The 17,962-nt window shown below is 47.9% G+C and carries 16 protein-coding genes; 8 read left to right on the plus strand and 8 right to left on the minus strand.

Annotation, left to right across the window (positions count from 1 at the left end; genetic code table 11):
* Positions 1-58 precede the first annotated feature (58 nt).
* The 4 genes from pheT to NX720_RS04165 form a co-directional block, all read right to left on the minus strand.
* Complete coding sequence (gene pheT / locus NX720_RS04150; protein ID WP_262599587.1) at positions 59-2,449, minus strand: phenylalanine--tRNA ligase subunit beta; 2,391 nt, start codon at positions 2,447-2,449, stop codon at positions 59-61.
* 38 nt (positions 2,450-2,487) lie between these two features.
* The gene (pheS, locus tag NX720_RS04155) at positions 2,488-3,504 is read right to left on the minus strand and encodes a phenylalanine--tRNA ligase subunit alpha (protein ID WP_262599588.1); all 1,017 of its coding nucleotides are present in this window, start codon (positions 3,502-3,504) and stop codon (positions 2,488-2,490) included.
* A gap of 375 nt (positions 3,505-3,879) precedes the next feature.
* Positions 3,880-5,616: a hypothetical protein gene (locus NX720_RS04160; protein ID WP_262599590.1), complete on the minus strand. Its 1,737-nt coding sequence runs from the start codon at positions 5,614-5,616 to the stop codon at positions 3,880-3,882.
* Between the two features lie 560 nt (positions 5,617-6,176).
* Positions 6,177-7,349 carry an RNA-guided endonuclease InsQ/TnpB family protein gene (locus tag NX720_RS04165; RefSeq protein ID WP_262595932.1) on the minus strand — a complete coding sequence of 391 codons (1,173 nt, stop codon included), beginning with the start codon at positions 7,347-7,349 and terminating at the stop codon, positions 6,177-6,179.
* A 65-nt stretch (positions 7,350-7,414) separates the two neighbouring features.
* Between NX720_RS04165 and tnpA (NX720_RS04170) the strand changes: the two genes are divergently transcribed.
* Entirely contained in the window at positions 7,415-7,843 is a 429-nt protein-coding gene (gene tnpA, locus NX720_RS04170; protein ID WP_262595413.1) for an IS200/IS605 family transposase, read from the plus strand.
* Positions 7,844-8,572: 729 nt separating this feature from the next.
* Positions 8,573-10,513 (plus strand): hypothetical protein, encoded by a 1,941-nt coding sequence (locus tag NX720_RS04175; protein WP_262599591.1) that lies wholly within the window; start codon positions 8,573-8,575, stop codon positions 10,511-10,513.
* Positions 10,514-10,594: 81 nt separating this feature from the next.
* Here NX720_RS04175 and NX720_RS04180 read toward each other — a convergent pair whose 3' ends face one another.
* The gene (locus NX720_RS04180; RefSeq protein ID WP_262596510.1) at positions 10,595-11,767 is read right to left on the minus strand and encodes an RNA-guided endonuclease InsQ/TnpB family protein; all 1,173 of its coding nucleotides are present in this window, start codon (positions 11,765-11,767) and stop codon (positions 10,595-10,597) included.
* 65 nt (positions 11,768-11,832) lie between these two features.
* Here NX720_RS04180 and tnpA (NX720_RS04185) point away from each other — a divergent pair, with 65 nt between their 5' ends.
* The 6 genes from tnpA (NX720_RS04185) (at position 11,833) to thiH (ending at position 15,950) form a co-directional block, all read left to right on the plus strand.
* Positions 11,833-12,261 carry an IS200/IS605 family transposase gene (tnpA, locus tag NX720_RS04185; RefSeq protein ID WP_262599592.1) on the plus strand — a complete coding sequence of 143 codons (429 nt, stop codon included), beginning with the start codon at positions 11,833-11,835 and terminating at the stop codon, positions 12,259-12,261.
* A 109-nt stretch (positions 12,262-12,370) separates the two neighbouring features.
* Positions 12,371-12,838 carry an Ig-like domain-containing protein gene (locus NX720_RS04190; protein ID WP_262599594.1) on the plus strand — a complete coding sequence of 156 codons (468 nt, stop codon included), beginning with the start codon at positions 12,371-12,373 and terminating at the stop codon, positions 12,836-12,838.
* A 56-nt stretch (positions 12,839-12,894) separates the two neighbouring features.
* A complete protein-coding gene (locus NX720_RS04195) occupies positions 12,895-13,629 on the plus strand; it encodes a chitinase C-terminal domain-containing protein (RefSeq protein ID WP_262599596.1) in 735 nt (244 codons plus the stop codon).
* 173 nt (positions 13,630-13,802) lie between these two features.
* The gene (gene thiS, locus NX720_RS04200; protein WP_262599597.1) at positions 13,803-14,003 is read left to right on the plus strand and encodes a sulfur carrier protein ThiS; all 201 of its coding nucleotides are present in this window, start codon (positions 13,803-13,805) and stop codon (positions 14,001-14,003) included.
* A 52-nt stretch (positions 14,004-14,055) separates the two neighbouring features.
* Positions 14,056-14,826: a thiazole synthase gene (locus NX720_RS04205; RefSeq protein WP_262599598.1), complete on the plus strand. Its 771-nt coding sequence runs from the start codon at positions 14,056-14,058 to the stop codon at positions 14,824-14,826.
* Positions 14,826-15,950 (plus strand): 2-iminoacetate synthase ThiH, encoded by a 1,125-nt coding sequence (gene thiH / locus NX720_RS04210; RefSeq protein WP_262599600.1) that lies wholly within the window; start codon positions 14,826-14,828, stop codon positions 15,948-15,950. Before NX720_RS04205 ends, thiH begins: the two co-directional genes overlap by 1 nt.
* Positions 15,951-16,033: 83 nt before the next feature.
* On the opposite strand, the gene NX720_RS04215 is transcribed toward thiH, so the two are convergent.
* The 3 genes from NX720_RS04215 to NX720_RS04225 form a co-directional block, all read right to left on the minus strand.
* Positions 16,034-16,288 (minus strand): YdcH family protein, encoded by a 255-nt coding sequence (locus NX720_RS04215; protein ID WP_262599602.1) that lies wholly within the window; start codon positions 16,286-16,288, stop codon positions 16,034-16,036.
* A 237-nt stretch (positions 16,289-16,525) separates the two neighbouring features.
* On the minus strand, positions 16,526-17,140 hold the full coding sequence (locus tag NX720_RS04220) for a LysE family translocator (RefSeq protein ID WP_262599603.1): 615 nt from the start codon (positions 17,138-17,140) through the stop codon (positions 16,526-16,528).
* Between the two features lie 155 nt (positions 17,141-17,295).
* Complete coding sequence (locus tag NX720_RS04225; RefSeq protein ID WP_262599604.1) at positions 17,296-17,910, minus strand: LysE family translocator; 615 nt, start codon at positions 17,908-17,910, stop codon at positions 17,296-17,298.
* Between the last annotated feature and the right edge of the window lie 52 nt (positions 17,911-17,962).

The raw sequence follows: 17,962 nt of genomic DNA on the forward strand, positions 1-17,962 counted from the left end.
GGTTCCCTGACAATCAGGGAACCGGCAATCCGGTCAGACGAGCATTGACCGCTATCCGTTAACCACGAAGTGTCGCGCTGAAATCTTTTTCAAGGCGACTGACAATCGCATCAACCAGCTGGTTCACTTCTTCGTCTTTCAGGGTACGTTCAGCATGCTGAAGTTTCATGCCCAGAGCCAGACTCTTGTGACCATCTTCGATGCCTTTGCCAGCGTACACGTCGAAGATGCGCACACCGGTCAGCAACTCACCGGCTTCCTGACGAACCACTTCGCACAGGTTATCAGCAGCCACTTCCTGTTTAACAATCAGCGCCAGGTCGCGACGAACTTCAGGGAATTTGGACAGAGGCTCGAAACGGGTTACCTTGCCTTTGGTGACAGCATCCAGACGCGCTTCAAACAGGAATACTTCGTTGTCCAGACCCAGTGACTTCTTGAGGGTCGGATGCAGAGTACCCACATGACCAACGACTTTGCCATCATGCCCTTCTTTGCGTACCAGGGCAGCACACTGCCCCGGGTGCATAGCCGGGTGTGAACCTTTTTCAAAGCGAAATTCATCCGCCACGCCGCCTTTGTGCAGCAGCGCTTCAACATCACCCTTGATATCGAAGAAATCAACGGATTCATTGCCAGCGTTCCAGCCTTCAGGGAAGCGGGAACCGGTAATGGCAGCCGCCATGAACTCTTCCTGCTTCAGTGCTTCACCGTCATGGATAAAGGTCTGTCCCATTTCAAACAGACGCACACGGCTCTGTTGACGATTCAGGTTGTAAGCGATCGCTTTTACCAGACCAGGCAGCAGGGAAGTACGCATCACCGAAAGATCACTGGCAATCGGGTTGGCCAGAGCCACCGCTTCACGCTCAGGATCAAACTGGCTGTGCAGTTTTGGATCGATAAAGCTGAAGCAGACCGCTTCCTGATAACCACGACTCACAAGCAGACGACGAAGGTCGGCTTCCTGAACCAGAGACTCATCCACCTGCTTCATCTTCAGCAGTGCAGAAGGAATGGTTTCCGGCAGGCGTTCATAGCCGTAGATTCGACCCAGCTCTTCCACCAGATCTTCTTCGATGGAAATATCAAAACGCCAGCTTGGTACCGCCACGCTCCATTTGCCTTCCCCTTCAGTCGTCAGTTCCAGGCCCAGACGAGTCAGCAGAGCTTCAATCAGATCGTTTTCAATCTTTATACCCAGCAGGGACTCAACCTTTTCGGCACGCAGATGAACAGTACTCAGGGTTGGCAGGTGTTCTTCGCTGACTTCTTCAGCCACCGGACCTGGCTGACCACCGCAAATGTCCAGAATCAACCGGGTCGCACGTTCAATGGCCTTGCGCTGCAGCATAAAGTCCACGCCACGTTCAAAGCGATGAGAAGCATCAGTGTGCAAACCGTAGGAACGCGCTTTACCCGCAATAGTGATCTGGTCAAAGAATGCCGATTCCAGCAGAACGTTTCTGGTTTCAGCATTCACACCGGAACCTTCACCGCCCATGACACCAGCAATACCCAGGGCATGTTTGTCATCAGCAATCAGCAGGGTGTTGCTGTTCAGGGAGACTTCTTCTCCGTTCAGCAGAACCAGCTTTTCCCTGTCTTCTGCCTTGCGAACAGTAATACCACCGTTCAGGTTATCAAGGTCGTAACCGTGCATGGGCTGACCCAGTTCCAACATCACGTAAGCCGTGACATCAACTACAGGGTCTATAGAGCGGATACCGGAACGACGCAGACGCTCAACCATCCACGGCGGGGCTGGTTTAGTCACATCCACATCGCGGATGACACGGGTCAGAAAGCGCGGGCAACCTTCTTTATCGATCACCTTTACCGGAAAGGTGTCGTCAATGGCCGGTGCCACCGGCTCAACCTTCAGCTCATCGACTTCAGCCAGGAAGTTCGCACTGACCTCACGGGCAAGACCGGCAATGCTCAGGCAGTCACCACGGTTTGGCGTCAGGTCAACATCAATGATCCTGTCATCCAGACCCAGGTATTCACGAATGTCCTGACCCACTGGCGCATCGGCTGGCAGTTCCATCAAACCATCGGAAGATTCTGCCATGCCCATCTCTTCTTCCGCGCACAGCATACCGAAGGATTCAACGCCACGCAGTTTGGCCTTTTTGATTTTAAAATTGCCCGGAAGGACAGCGCCTACGGTGGCAAAAGGTGCTTTCAGACCCACACGGGCATTAGGTGCGCCACACACGACCTGCACTTCTTCAGAACCAGTGTTCACTTTGGTGACACGCAGCTTGTCAGCATCAGGATGCTGCTCACAGGCAACGATTTCGCCCACGACGATACCGGTAAATTCACCGGCAACCGCCTCTACTTCATCAACTTCCAGACCCGCCATGGTGATTTTATCCACCAGCTCCTGGGTACCGGCCTCAAGTGCTACCCACTGGCGCAACCACTGTTCACTGAATTTCATATCTTTTTCTCAAATTCCGTTATCAATTAACCAGCGAATCAATGAAACTGATTCAGGAAGCGCAGATCGTTCTCGAAGAACTGGCGCAGATCGTTAACGCCGTAACGCAGCATGGCAAAACGCTCAACACCCATGCCAAAGGCAAAGCCGGAGTATTTTTTGCTGTCGATACCGGAATATTCAAAGACTTTCGGGTGCACCATGCCGCAGCCCAGCACTTCAAGCCACTTGGTGGAACCGTCCGGGTTTTTGCCCCATTCGATATCCACTTCCGCAGAAGGTTCGGTGAAAGGGAAATAGGAAGGACGGAAGCGCACTTTCAGATCGTCACGCTCGAAGAATACACGCAGGAAGTCACTCAGGACACTTTTCAGATCCGCAAAGCTGACCTTCTCTGCCACGTACAAACCTTCTACCTGATGGAACATCGGGCTGTGGGTCTGGTCAGAGTCACAACGGTATACTTTGCCCGGACACACGATAGCAATCGGTGGTTCCTGGTTTGCCCTGGCAAACTGTTCCATCACCCGTACCTGTACCGGAGAGGTGTGAGTACGCAGTACCGTGTTGTCGTTGAAGTAGAACGTGTCGTGCATGGCACGTGCCGGGTGGTGGCCCGGAATATTGAGGGCTTCGAAGTTATGATAATCATCTTCGATCTCAGGCCCACGCGCCACTTCAAAACCAATGCGGCTGAAGTAATCGCTGATGCGCTCCATAGTGCGGGTGATCGGATGTACCGTACCCATTTCCTGACCACGGCCGGACAGGGTGACATCAATGGTTTCGCTGGCCAGGCGAGCTTCCAGGGCAGCTTTTTCCATGCCCTCGCGTTTAGCGTTAATCGCAGCCTGTACCTGCTGCTTGGCTTCGTTGATCAGGCCGCCAGCCTTTGGGCGTTCTTCGGCTGACAGCTTGCCCAGACCTTTCAGCAGTTGGGTCAACTCGCCTTTTTTTCCCAGAAAGCGAACCCGAACCTGATCCAGGTCAGCGGCATTGGCTGCTGACTCGACTTCGGCGAGGGCGCTTGAGGTAATTGTTTCCAGATTCTCCATGGGGGTTCCCGATGACAGATGCACTACAGAAAATAAACGGTCAAGTCTAGCGTTTATAGCTGGTTTTTAATAGAGGATAATGAAGCAGCAATATATAAAAGTCAGTGCAGCAATTTTACCGATAAGTAAAGTTGCATTGGGTTTGGTAAAATTATTCGCCACCCTGATTTAAAGTTGATGCGCCTTCTTGCCATTGCTTTTGCATGGTGTTTGCGTTTTAGCCACTGGCATTATGGCGAGGCACATCAACTGCGATTGAACAGGCATTCCGGTTCTTTAGATATACTCAGGCGAGTACTCAATTACAGGTGTACAAAAAATGATCCCGTTACATCATTTCAGACACCACTCAGTGTTTTCGCCGTACACAGAACTTCATTGCCCCTTCATATTGACTCCTGAGGGTCCAGCTACAGCTCTGGACGCATCCTGAAGCAATCTTCTTTGAGCCTCTTCCGATTCAAGTTCAAGTTCAACATCTGGTTGCTGATTGCCTGCTGAGCCTACCCGTTCCCTAATCCACCGCACAGGTCTTCTTACCAAATTGAAAACAAGAAACGCACCTAACCTGCTACATAGAGCAGCTCTCTGCTCTCTATCAAACACAATCTGTTGATTAGAGGAAGCAATATACACAGGCATCCATTGCCTTATCTGCCAATGATTTGGAGAGTTCGAATTCAGGTGAGGCAAGCCGACACTCGATGTTGAAACTCTGTTATTATCTACGTAATTTGTAAAGATGAACGAAACTTCCACTGAGTGGCGATCGGGAGCATAGTTAACATCATGATAATTCCATGTGACAAGCCCGGCATATCGATTCGAAGTCAAACTTTCAAGAAACGTCCGAATAGCCCCCACCTCGTTCTGTAATGAGCGTCTGGCAACATTAACAACATCATCATCACCTTCTGACCCTGAAACAATAGATAGAGGAATAGTGACCATAAAATGCCGTCGTGAAAAAAGTCCGGCTTCAGAGTTTCTCGCATTTTCAACCTCATATGTAGGTGAACCTGCACTATAAACATGTCGATTGCGTAGTTGCTCTACAACCTGTTCTCTTATTGCATGAAGTTGCTCATCTCCGTCAGCCATCCAGTTTATTGGCGGTGGGGTATACGGTGAAAAAAAGCGAATGTTTCCAGAACTTTGATTTCGCACAGCTCCATTGCTGGAAAACGACTCAGTGAACCCTACTCTGGCGTTCTCGGCACGTCGCCTGAAAGTATTTATAATCTGTCGAATGCTCTCTGCCGAGTCCATTCCGTCCCTTTCAACATTAAACTGAAGTCTAAGACCACCATCTAAAGTTCGGGGACTTTCAAAATAAGCACCATTACTTTCTTGAGTTGTCACCTCATTAGAATCAACGAACACTAAACGCCGGAAGTTTTGACTAAAGCAACTTCCCAACCTTCTGCAGCGCCTCCAGTTTCTTCCACTTTCTTCAGTTATCACCTCATTAAGATCTGCTGGAGGATCGGCCGGAGAAACTGCTGGCTCAGGAACTTGATGAGGGCGATCCACATACATTGATAAAGATAAGACCGGGCGGTTCGGTGATATAAAGGCACTTTCCTCTGCATGCCAACGGTCAGCAACTCCTTGTTGTACCAGTTCTTGTGCGATGGTGATGACATCATTCATATGATCTGTTACATGAGAACTTCCTGGCAATGTAATATAGATTCTTACGATGTGTGAGTCCGTAGGACTCTCTGGAGCCGGAAGCGAGGTTTGTCTGAAACGATCATGGGCAGACTGAGCCTGTATCACTCTCAATACAGGTGCAATAGTTCTCGAATACTCCAGGCTGCGTGCCTCAGGAGTTGCTGATCTTGAAGTACTGGGAACCATCCCTCCACTGAATTCATAAACTCGTACCGGCGAATCTGAATTTGACTGTACAGATTCAATATCTAGCGAGAAATTATCTCGAAGCCATTCTAAATTAAGAGGAACTGGGCTAGAGAAATAGAAGGGGTTCCCATTAACATTCTTAATATTGTAATAATTTTGGGCATAAAGTCTGCCAGAAAGAAATGTAATGACTATAAGTTGTGCCAGTAACAAAAAAGCTGAGGCTATCTGTTTGTATATACGCATTATTTTACCGCTCAGAAAAAATAATAAAATTAATATTTATCAAAACTTCTTAGTCCATAAAAAAGGCAATAGTTAATACCCTCCCCTTTATAAGAACTCGACCTTATAAAAAGTGCATAACTCTAATGAATTGATTCTCTAACCTAAAAAAATAAGCTGATTCCATTTTATTTTCAAAAATAAAGAACTACGGACAAGGATAGCCATAAGTTCTTGACATCCTCCCCGCCGTGGAGAAAGGCAATGCCTTAACGCAGTTCCTCCTTTACAGCGCAGGATTACTTTTATTTCCATTTTTAATACCTTCGCAGTGGAATCGCTAAAACATAAAAAACAAATCAAATCTAGCACAACAGACTTGCTACGCAAGCCTCAGTCTTCTCCAATATGAAATGAGCCTCACTCTTTTAGATATATCGTCCATTATTACAGGATGAAAATGACCATGTATACGAGACTCATTAAGCCCCTTGGTTATGAATCAAAGATGTTGATCGGCTATATATTCTGTATTTTTGTTGTGACTGCTCCCCACCCTATCGGGTGAGGCTTCTGATTTCTTAGGCAGCAACCGACAGTCTGCCGGATTTACGCAAGCCTCCATCAGCAGAAACGGACAGTCCTTCCGCCTTTAATTTCAATATGCCTTGCTTCTTGATATTGCGAGCTGCATTAATATCCCGGTCATGGATAGCACCACAGCTACACTCCCATGATCGGATTCTCAATGGCATTTTTTCCTGTTTCAAATCGCAGACTGAGCAAGTTTTAGAGGATGCAAACCACTGGTCTATCTTCACCAGATGTTTACCTTCCTGCTTTGCCTTGTATTCGAGTTTGGTTATCAGTGAGTGCCAGCCAGCATCAGCAATAGAACGAGCAAGACGCTTGTTCTTGAGCATGTTTTTAACTTTCAGTGTCTCCACAATCACCGCTTGGTTTTCGTCGATGAGTTGTTTTGATAGCTTATGCTGAAAATCATTACGGGCAAAGGCTACACGCTCATGCGCCTTTGCCACCAATAAACGGGCTTTGTGCCTACCTTTTGAGCCTTTCTTGCAGCGAGATAGAGCCTGTTGTTTTCTTTTCAGGTTACGTTGTGCTTTTTTCAGAAAGCGAGGATTGCCAGTCTTATGGCCGGTACTGGTGATAGCCAGATCAGTAATCCCCATATCAACACCGACAACCTGATTAGCTTCAAGATTATCAATCTGTTTTGGTTGTTCCTGGGTATCATCAGCCAATATGGAGGCAAAATACTTGCCGGTTAGCGTTCTGCTCAGGGTGATAGACTTCACCTTACCCACTATTTCACGATGCACTTTAGCCCTTATGGGCTTGCACTTGGGGATTTTTATCCCGTTATCGCCCACAGAGACAGACGTACAATGGTAGCTACTTTGCTTGCCATGCTTTTTCTTGAAGCGAGGAAATCTTGCCTGCAATTTGGGATTGAAAAAGTTTTGAAAGGCCGTATCCAGATTGATAGTGGCCTGTTGCAGTGCAATAGAGTCAGCGTTTTTCAGCCATGAGTACTTTCGGCTTTTCTTGGCTTTTGCCAGCAAGGGCTTCAGGTGTTTTTTGGGAGAAAGGCTCTGCCCACGAACCTTGTAATAATGAACCTTAATAGCCAGGGCCTTGTTCCATACGAACCGCACAGCATCAAACTGACGGTCGAGAAATTCCGCCTGCTCTGATGTTGGATAGATTCGTACTTTGGTGGCTCTCAGCATGGAACGTTATTTAAGTGCTCATTAATATAAGCTCTATATTACAGGTATTTGAAAGAGGTTTTCAAGTGAGCGCACACAATAAAGATTTACTTAAAGGGTATCTTCGCAAACGACATAGCGTTACCAAGCTGGTTATTCATTTGGTGTTCACGACAAAGTACAGACGAAAGCTTTTTGATGGCTATATGATCAAGCAGTTACGGGAGTCGTTCGAGAGTGCATGTGAAAAACTGGAATGCCAGTTACTTGAAATGGATGGCGAAAAAGATCACGTACACCTGTTGGTGACCTACCCACCAAAACTGGCTATCAGTGTCATGGTAAATAATCTCAAATCAACATCATCAAGACGGTTGCGAATGCTGAATACCCACCTTACTGCTCAGAGCAAAGCAGGCTTAATGTGGTCAAGGTCTTACTTTGCTTGCAGTGCTGGCGGTGCAACTATCGAGACTCTGAAGGACTACGTTAATAGCCAGAGTACACCAGATTGATGGCGGAAGGCTCCGCGCCTTCCCGTCTTATATCCCCGCCCGCATTGGGCGAGGGTTTACGACGATTTTGCTAAGTTTTCTATGGCTGTAGTTCAGATTGCATGCGTTCAATGACAACAAACCAAGGTTTTCAAAAATGGGATAATTATCAGAAGTAGGACCTGATTCATGACCAAAACATCACGAATTCATAAACTAAGTGCGACCAATTCAGTCTAGTGACATACTCCCTCCACTAAATCGGCAAGCCGATTCTAGTGGGGGCTTCTAATCGGGAATTACGTGCGACCCACTATGTCAAATAACATAGCCTCTCGCTGTCGTACAGGTTGCCGAACCACGACAGGGGAACTCTTTACACATACGCTGTGTCCCAGCGCATCGGCGGCATTCGCAGTGCACTGAAGTTAGTACATGGGCTTGCTCTACGCAAGCCTCGCTATCGATCTCCATCCAAACCTTCAAAGGTCGCGCCGCTCCCAATGAGAGGCTATGGATGGAGAATTTCGCAAGGTTCGTTAAAAAAGGTGAAAGGGTTATCGTGCAAAGACAGTAGAGGAGTCTTGGCAGGCATCAGTGGTCGTGTAGCAGAATTACCTGGCAAACTTCGTATGATGGCCTGCAGATAATAGAACCTTGGCATTAAAGGTTATTGCACCTATCTTTCTGGTTTGATTTAGAAAAAACCACCCAAACTCCCTACTTCATCCATCATGATGAGGCCTGTTTATGAAAAACCATTTAAAGCAGTTTCGAATAACGATCCTTACCCCTATTTATTGCCTTTTACTTTTCGCTGCTTCCGAAAACCTGTATGCCACTTATTACAGGGTCTCCAACAATAAAACCAGCACAAGCTTTGTTATAGAAATCAACACTGATTCCCAAAAGCATGCTTCTCGGCTGAGCCTGGAATGGCTAAGAAATAACTCAGACTTTACCGTTGAAGAAGTTCCTGCTACTGAAGGGCAGCCTGCATTCTTAATTAGGGGAGGCTACCAGCTTATTCGAGCTGAGCTATCGGTTCGCAGCCATGAAGAAGAGCTGGCCAGAAACATTCTTCCTGCGCTACATCATATTGATAGCGCATTAAATCACTCTGGGTTCAATCGTATTTCAGAAGCTATTGATAGCTTAAACGCTAATGACGGACATACGATGCACATCCATATCACAACGCCTAATCCAGTAGAAGTACCACAAGTAATGAACAGAGCCAGTCGAATTGCCAACCAATTGCTAGACGATGGGCGGATTGACAGCTGGCGTCCGATGCCCGGAACTATCCGGGAAGTAAACACTCGTACTGTCACAATCGCATTATCAGTACGACCCGGGACAGAAACTGACAGACGCTCCAACATGGCGTCCAGCCAGAACTCTAAAAGACAGAAAACAGAACCTGCAAATGAAAATACAGCAGGGGCATCCCGGCAAACAGAACAGAGCCGTCACGATCAATTTGATCAGGACTTGCGCTCTCCCGATATCCCATCGCAGCAATTAAGATACGGATTAAGAGCATTTACTCGGGCATTTCAGTCAGAAAGCATTTCTTTTCATCTGATAACAACCGAGAGCGCTCGTAGCCATCGAACACCGGAATCAGGCTATACGCCAGCACCAGAAAGCGATAGAGAACCTGCTGATCAGACGCTTACCGATCTTCGTGAAAATGTCAGACAACGTCTCCAGGATAAAGATTTATCCTCCGTAACTTCGCCAGGCTATGACCTGCAGAGTTCAAACAGTGATAGGTTTGTTCGTCAAAACTCAAGAGTGACGTTTGAGCTGTCCGATGAACAGAGTGCTGAAAATCTTCTGAACAACCTGGTGGAAGAGGTTTGGATAAGAGCCGAACACTTACAGAACGAGACCTCTCCGGCTCAACTAATCTACCAGGGTATTGAACGAACCCGGTCTGAACATCGTATCACTGCCGTTTTCTCAGTTATTACCTTAGTAGCTCATAACCCCGAATTGCACATCCGTGAAGACATTGATATGCGGATACAAGCAGCGAACCTAAGAGAATATTTTAGTAATCCTTATGACTCAAGTACTCCTCCCACAAGGATAAGAACCAGCAGTGCTCCACAAGAATTTATGGTGCAATTTATACTGGATGGCCAGCAGCGACACCTTCAGGTTGACGATATTGTTCCGGCAGTAAGACACCTTATAAGCTCTCTTAGAGAAAGAGACCATGCGTTTACCCTAACCTATATTGATAATGAAAATATCACTGATCGCACAACCGTGGTACGTTTCAGACTGGTCAATTACATACCTCAGCAGATCCCACCCAATGAAAATGGAAGCGCCAGAGTCAGGGGGCAAGCGAGTTTACGCCTCAGTTCAACGGAATTACAGAGGTGGATGACAAGCAGAAATAATGTTACTGAAGCTGGAGGAAACTTTTTCTCCGAAGTAAGAGAGTGGCGCCCCATATCGATAGAACAGACCATACAACATGACACGCCTGAAAACAGAGGTCGCTTTCGCAGGTATCTTCGATGTAGCACTAATTTCAGAAGACAAAACAACAGTCAGGAGGTCGAACCTTCGGACACCCCGCCCTCAACGAATAATCAAGGTGTTGACGAAGTTGACGAAGGAGCCTGTTGCTCAACTGCCTGTGGCGATACCACAAAGGAAGCCTCAGAATAACGATCACCCAAACCTATGCTCACAAGGGTTTGGATATTGCCGTGACTGCTCCCCACCCTATCGGGTGAGGCTTCTGATTTCTTAGGCAGCAACCGACAGTCTGCCGGATTTACGCAAGCCTCCATCAGCAGAAACGGACAGTCCTTCCGCCTTTAATTTCAATATGCCTTGCTTCTTGATATTGCGAGCTGCATTAATATCCCGGTCATGGATAGCACCACAGCTACACTCCCATGATCGGATTCTCAATGGCATTTTTTCCTGTTTCAAATCGCAGACTGAGCAAGTTTTAGAGGATGCAAACCACTGGTCTATCTTCACCAGATGTTTACCTTCCTGCTTTGCCTTGTATTCGAGTTTGGTTATCAGTGAGTGCCAGCCAGCATCAGCAATAGAACGAGCAAGACGCTTGTTCTTGAGCATGTTTTTAACTTTCAGTGTCTCCACAATCACCGCTTGGTTTTCGTCGATGAGTTGTTTTGATAGCTTATGCTGAAAATCATTACGGGCAAAGGCTACACGCTCATGCGCCTTTGCCACCAATAAACGGGCTTTGTGCCTACCTTTTGAGCCTTTCTTGCAGCGAGATAGAGCCTGTTGTTTTCTTTTCAGGTTACGTTGTGCTTTTTTCAGAAAGCGAGGATTGCCAGTCTTATGGCCGGTACTGGTGATAGCCAGATCAGTAATCCCCATATCAACACCGACAACCTGATTAGCTTCAAGATTATCAATCTGTTTTGGTTGTTCCTGGGTATCATCAGCCAATATGGAGGCAAAATACTTGCCGGTTAGCGTTCTGCTCAGGGTGACAGACTTCACCTTACCCACTATTTCACGATGCACTTTAGCCCTTATGGGCTTGCACTTGGGGATTTTTATCCAGTTATCGCCCACAGAGACAGACGTACAATGGTAGCTACTTTGCTTGCCATGCTTTTTCTTGAAGCGAGGAAATCTTGCCTGCAATTTGGGATTGAAAAAGTTTTGAAAGGCCGTATCCAGATTGATAGTGGCCTGTTGCAGTGCAATAGAGTCAGCGTTTTTCAGCCATGAGTACTTTCGGCTTTTCTTGGCTTTTGCCAGCAAGGGCTTCAGGTGTTTTTTGGGAGAAAGGCTCTGCCCACGAACCTTGTAATAATGAACCTTAATAGCCAGGGCCTTGTTCCATACGAACCGCACAGCATCAAACTGACGGTCGAGAAATTCCGCCTGCTCTGATGTTGGATAGATTCGTACTTTGGTGGCTCTCAGCATGGAACTTTATTTCAGTGCTCATTAATATAAGCTTTATATTAAAGGTATTTGAAAGAGGTTTTCAAGTGGGCGCACACAATAAAGATTTGCTTAAAGGGTATCTTCGCAAACGACATAGCGTTACCAAGCTGGTTGTTCATTTGGTGTTCACGACAAAGTACAGACGAAAGCTTTTTGATGGCTATATGATCAAGCAGTTACGGGAGTCGTTCGAGAGTGCATGTGAAAAACTGGAATGCCAGTTACTTGAAATGGATGGCGAAAAAGATCACGTACACCTGTTGGTGGCCTACCCACCAAAACTGGCTATCAGTGTCATGGTAAATAATCTCAAATCAACATCATCAAGACGGTTGCGAATGCTGAATACCCACCTTACTGCTCAGAGCAAAGCAGGCTTAATGTGGTCAAGGTCTTACTTTGCTTGCAGTGCTGGCGGTGCAACTATCGAGACTCTGAAGGACTACGTTAATAGCCAGAGTACACCAGATTGATGGCGGAAGGCTCTGCGCCTTCCCGTCTTATATCCCCGCCCGCATTGGGCGAGGGTTTACGACGATTTTGCTAAGACTATACAGCCTGTTTGCGCTGAGCGGTTTAGCCATGATGTCCTCCCCTTCGGTAATGGCTTACAACTGCTCCCCCCTTGATTCATGGGAGACCACTGACGTCTATAACGGTGGCGACAAAATCCAATACAACAATAAAGCCTATCAAGCGAACTGGTGGACTCAGGGCAACAACCCCGAACAGTCTTCGGGTGCTTACCAGGAATGGACATTGCTAGGCAGCTGTGGCGGCAGCGAGCCTCCGGCACCTGATAACCAGCCACCCCAGACCAGCCTGACGTCACCTGCCAATGGCTCAACCTATACCACCGATGATTCGATACTGTTGCAGGCAAACGCTTCTGACAACGACGGCACCATCAGCAAAGTGTCGTTTTATGCCAACAATACCCTGCTGGGTGAAGACACTTCCGCACCTTATGCTCAGGAATGGACTGCGGTAAATGGTCGCCAACAACTCAAAGCGGTGGCCACCGATAATGATGGAGGCATCGGCACCTAAACTGCGGCGGTTATCAATGTCAGTGACAGCGACCCCCCTCTGCCAGAAGATAACAAATGCCGTCCGGACGGCCTGTATCAAACGCCTGGTGTCACCCCTGCCTACTGCACCATCTACGACGAGCAGGGGCGGGAAAAAATGGGATCAGGGGCCACCCTCGTCGTATTATTGGCTACTTCACCTCATGGCATAATGGCGCTAACGGCCAACCCGCTTATCAGGTCAACAACATTCCCTGGGATAAACTTACCCATATCAACTACGCCTTTGCCCATGTAGACAGCAACAATCGCATTTCGGTGGCTGACCAGAGTGGATTCAAGCTTGAAGTGGTTGACAGCGGTGCCAATGCCAGCGGCAATAATATTGGTGGCCTGAATAAAGAGTTCCACCGGGTCGCCTTCAGCCTGCCCGCCTGGCAAAACCTGGGGCATGGTGCCAGCGTTGAGTTGACCCTGAACTACTACCTGCCCATCACCGGACCTCAGGCATGGACAGTCAATATTAACGGCACGGATTATGCGCTGAAGTCTGAGTACCCTGAACTGCCTCTGGCTGATCTCAGCAATGGTGGCGGTGAGAGTGGTGGCGGTGAGAATGGCGGCGGCCAACAGTGCAGTGCTGCCGGCATCGATACTGCTGGCCTTAATGCCTACCCAAACTGGCCCAACGGCTCCAATGCCAATGGCGATGATCAGATTATCCACAACGGCGGCGTATACAAAGCCAAGTGGTGGACCACCAGCGAGCCAGGCAGTGATGAGTCCTGGGCATTTGTCTGCACGCTCTGAGTGATCCCATAATCGTTGCCGGGGAATCCGATCCCCGGCAGCATTTCCTTCAATTCACGCTCCTGGCCTTCACAATGTGTCTACCTTTTACACACCCCCCCCTATGAAGGCCTTACGACTTTGATTAGAATCGCCCAACGGATAAGTACTCAACACAACACCTGTGGAACAGAATGCAAATCAAGGTAAACGATCAACCAGTTACCGTGGCAACTCCCCTGACTCTCAGGGAGCTGCTGAAAGTACTGAGTCAGGAAGGCAAAGGGGTTGCTCTGGCAGTCAATAGCCAGATTGTCAGCCGTTCACAATGGGAGAATCACAGGCTTGAGGAAGGTGACCAGATAACCCTGATTAAGGCGACAGCTGGCGGATAAACAAAAGCATCTTCCAATTCCTGACTGATTGATGACAACAGATAACACCAGAATGCTGAAAATCGCGGACAAAACATTGACATCCCGGCTGTTTACCGGGACAGGGAAGTTCCAGAATCGCCAGATCATGGCCGACGCCATTATTGCCTCCAACAGTGAGCTGGTCACCATGGCACTCAAGCGGGTTGACCTTAACTCGCAGGATGACGACATTCTGGAGCCATTATTGCAGCACCCTTCTATTAACCTGCTACCCAACACTTCCGGAGCCCGTGACGCCAAAGAAGCCGTGTACGCTGCACAACTGGCCAGGGAAGCCCTGCAAACCAACTGGCTGAAACTGGAAATTCACCCTGACCCGAAATATCTGCTGCCCGATCCTATCGAAACCCTGAAAGCGTGCGAACAGCTCTCTCAACAGGGATTTATTGTTCTACCTTATATCCATGCTGATCCGGTTTTGTGCAAACACCTTGAAGAAGCCGGAGCGGCTGCGGTGATGCCACTGGGCTCTCCTATCGGCAGCAACCTGGGACTGAAAACCCGTGAATTTCTGCAAATTATTATCGAGCAAAGCAAAGTCCCCGTAGTGGTTGACGCCGGTATTGGCAGCCCCTCGGATGCTGCACAGGCGATGGAACTGGGTGCCGACGCTGTACTGGTCAACACCGCGATCGCTGTGTCTCCAGACCCGGTTGCCATGGCTATAGCGTTTAAAGAAGCGGTCAGTGCAGGTCGCAGAGCCTACGAGGCCGGCCTGGGTTCAAGGAGTCTGGAAGCCCATGCCAGCAGCCCCCTGACCGCTTTTCTGGATGACCTCTGATGAGCTTTCTCGACACCTTCAATCAGCTCCACTGGAATGAGTTAAAACTGTCTATTGCCAGTAAAACCGCTGCCGATGTTGAACAGGCACTGTCTGCCAGACGTCTGAGCCATGACCAGTTTCTTGCCCTGATATCGCCTGCGGCTGCCCCTTACCTGGAAGCTATGGCACAGAAGAGTATGCAGCTTACCCGGCAACGGTTTGGTAATACCATTCAGCTGTATATTCCCCTGTACCTGTCCAATAAGTGCACCAATATCTGCACTTATTGCGGTTTCAGCCTGGGGAATAAAATTCGCCGCAAAACGCTGTCAATGGATGAGCTGGATGCTGAGATCAAGGCCATTAAGGCCCACGGCTTTGAACATCTGCTGCTGGTGACCGGAGAGGCACCGGGAACCGTTGGCATGGAATACTTTCGTCAGGTATTACCCAGACTGCGCTCGCATTTCTCCCATATCAGCATGGAAGTACAACCGCTGGATCAGACTGATTACGAGGAGTTAATGAGCCTGGGGCTGGACGCTGTTCTGGTTTATCAGGAAACCTATCATCGTACAGCCTATAAAAATTACCACCTGCGCGGCAGCAAGTCTGACTTTGACTATCGGCTGGAAACAGCTGACCGTCTAGGTAAAGCAGGTATCGATAAAATCGGTATTGGTGCATTGATTGGCCTGGAAGACTGGCGCACCGATGCTGCTATGACCGCAGCCCACCTGAATTACCTGGAAAAAACTTACTGGCGTACCCGTTACTCTATTTCATTTCCAAGACTGCGCCCCTGTGAAGGAGAGCTGCACCCGGTGTCGGTTATTTCTGACCGCCAACTGGTACAGTTGATTTGCGCTTACCGGTTGTTTAAACCAGAAGCTGAGTTGTCATTATCGACCAGAGAGTCTGCCCACTTCAGAGATAATGTTCTGCCCCTTGGCGTTACCACTATGAGTGCTTTTTCCAGCACCCAGCCCGGCGGCTATGTTAACGATGAGTTTCTGAAACATACGGCACTGGAGCAGTTCGCTATTGACGACAACCGTCGTCCTGAGCAGGTAGCGGACGCCATTAAGGCAAAAGGATTTGAAGCGGTCTGGAAAGACTGGGATAACTGTTACTCTCACTGATGGGTCTTACCCTCACTGACTGACAGCCGCTGCATGAGCAGGGGCTGCAAGAGCAGTCCCTGCCACAAAAAGCTGAAATGACTTCAGTTGCCTGTCTCACCCCACTCTTTCAGTCGCTTAAAAAGCACATCCTTAATATGCACACGTTGTGTTTTCAACCCGACAAAATTCTCGTCACTGGTCGGAACATTGCGCATTTCCAACCCTCTGACTTTGTGGTCCAGTTCTGCATAGACCTTGCTCAGGCGCTGAAACTCCTGATCGTTCTGCTTCAACATGGAAACGCGATCCTGCACCAGACCAAAATCGTCTGTCAGGTTGTGCTTGGTTCTGAGCATTACCTGCCCTCCTGTTGAGTACAGGGAAAGTCTAGTGCAGCAACACTCTGTTAGCTAACTATCGATAGTTATGTTGACCCTCTACCCAAAGAAACCCAATACCCTGTGCAAAGGTTGTATGAGTTCTACCGCTCCTGAAGTTTAGAGAGCTTCTATCCAGACAAGGCACTACGATCCGGGAGACAAGCAAAGCCTGACACTGGCTCTACTCATGGATGGTAAGGGACACTGACCGTCTTACCAGGCAAGGTACTTTTCAGCAAGTTCAATAATAACCGGTATTACCGAGAGCACCAGCAAGAGCGCCATGGAAATATTAAACAGCCTGTGGTGCATTTCATTTCTTAATATTTTTTTCAGGTGGCTGCCAAAAAAAAGCCAAACGGCAATGCAGGGGAAAGCAGCCAGAAAGAAAGCAAGGGTAATATAAAAGACCTGCAGAATAATATGGCTATCCATAGTGGTGAAGGCGGCAACGGCTCCTGTTGCCATGATCCACGCCTTGGGGTTGGCCCACTGAAAAACAGCAGCCTGCATAAACGTCAAAGGCCTTCTTTTACTTTCGCTAGCCGCACTGCCGGATACTGCCACACCATAGGCCAGATAAAGAAGGTATAAAGTTCCTGCGACTTTTATTACTTCATGCAAAAAAGGAAATTTCTGAAACACAACATCAAAGCCAAGACCGACGGCTACCACCATTGCAGGAAAGCCGATGCAAATGCCCAGATAGTGCGGCATGCTTTTTTTGATGCCATAGTTTAGCCCGGAGCTCATGATCATAATATTATTTGGCCCTGGCGTTACTGTTGTTGAGAACGTAAACAGCAGAACAGCAAGATAGTTTTCCACCACGACTCCGTTTTCATTCAGGCTTTATTGTTTCAGTCTGGATCAGGAATTATAGCGCAAGCAGATCATTTTATTCAGATATATAGCTCATGCAGCCGAAAGCTGGTTGAAAAAGCTAAAACTGTCTCTGACTTTCTGAGAACAGTTGCAATCGATTAGAAAAAGTACTTTAGTACCAGTTCAATAATAACAGGCGCGACTGACAGTATGAGCAGCACTGCCATACATAAATTAAATAACCGCTGTTGTATTTCATTTTTCAATATTTTTTTGAGGTTGACACCAAAAAACAACCAGACAGCAGTACACGGAAACATCATCAGAAAAAAAGCAAGGGTTACATAGTACACCTGCATAAGCATGTCACTGTCTTGGGTGGTGTAAGCGGCTATCGCTTCGGTGGCCATAATCCATGCCTTGGGATTGATCCACTGGAAAACAGCAGCCTGAAAAAAAGTAAGGGGTTTATTTTTATTTTCGTGGATCGAGGTTCCTGATGCGGCTGCCACATGGTAGGCCAGATAGAAAAAATAAAATATCCCCGTCACTTTTATAATTTCATGTAAAAACGGAAACTCATGGAATACCAGGTCAAACCCCAGGCCAACGGCTGCCACCATAACAGGCAAGCCAATACAGACTCCCAGATAATGGGGCATGCTCTTTCTGATGCCATAATTCAAGCCTGAACTGGTGATCATGATGATGTTGGGGCCGGGCGTGACCGCCGTTGTGAAAGAAAACAACAGAACTGCGAAATAGTTCTCCACATTGACACCATGATTAAGCTGTTTTCATGCTTATGCAGTAAAAAAGCTTCAC

The organism is Endozoicomonas euniceicola (assembly GCF_025562755.1).
Lineage (GTDB): Bacteria > Pseudomonadota > Gammaproteobacteria > Pseudomonadales > Endozoicomonadaceae > Endozoicomonas_A > Endozoicomonas_A euniceicola.

Bases quoted from the DNA above. Each gene is read 5' to 3' on its own strand.
- NX720_RS04160 (WP_262599590.1), bottom strand. From the start codon at position 5,616: ATGCGTATATACAAACAGATAGCCTCAGCTTTTTTGTTACTGGCACAA.
- NX720_RS04215 (WP_262599602.1), bottom strand. From the start codon at position 16,288: ATGCTCAGAACCAAGCACAACCTGACAGACGATTTTGGTCTGGTGCAG.
- thiS (WP_262599597.1), top strand. From the start codon at position 13,803: ATGCAAATCAAGGTAAACGATCAACCAGTTACCGTGGCAACTCCCCTG.
- pheT (WP_262599587.1), bottom strand. From the start codon at position 2,449: ATGAAATTCAGTGAACAGTGGTTGCGCCAGTGGGTAGCACTTGAGGCC.
- NX720_RS04180 (WP_262596510.1), bottom strand. From the start codon at position 11,767: ATGCTGAGAGCCACCAAAGTACGAATCTATCCAACATCAGAGCAGGCG.
- NX720_RS04165 (WP_262595932.1), bottom strand. From the start codon at position 7,349: ATGCTGAGAGCCACCAAAGTACGAATCTATCCAACATCAGAGCAGGCG.
- thiH (WP_262599600.1), top strand. From the start codon at position 14,826: ATGAGCTTTCTCGACACCTTCAATCAGCTCCACTGGAATGAGTTAAAA.
- NX720_RS04190 (WP_262599594.1), top strand. From the start codon at position 12,371: ATGATGTCCTCCCCTTCGGTAATGGCTTACAACTGCTCCCCCCTTGAT.
- pheS (WP_262599588.1), bottom strand. From the start codon at position 3,504: ATGGAGAATCTGGAAACAATTACCTCAAGCGCCCTCGCCGAAGTCGAG.
- NX720_RS04195 (WP_262599596.1), top strand. From the start codon at position 12,895: ATGCCGTCCGGACGGCCTGTATCAAACGCCTGGTGTCACCCCTGCCTA.
- NX720_RS04205 (WP_262599598.1), top strand. From the start codon at position 14,056: ATGCTGAAAATCGCGGACAAAACATTGACATCCCGGCTGTTTACCGGG.
- NX720_RS04175 (WP_262599591.1), top strand. From the start codon at position 8,573: ATGAAAAACCATTTAAAGCAGTTTCGAATAACGATCCTTACCCCTATT.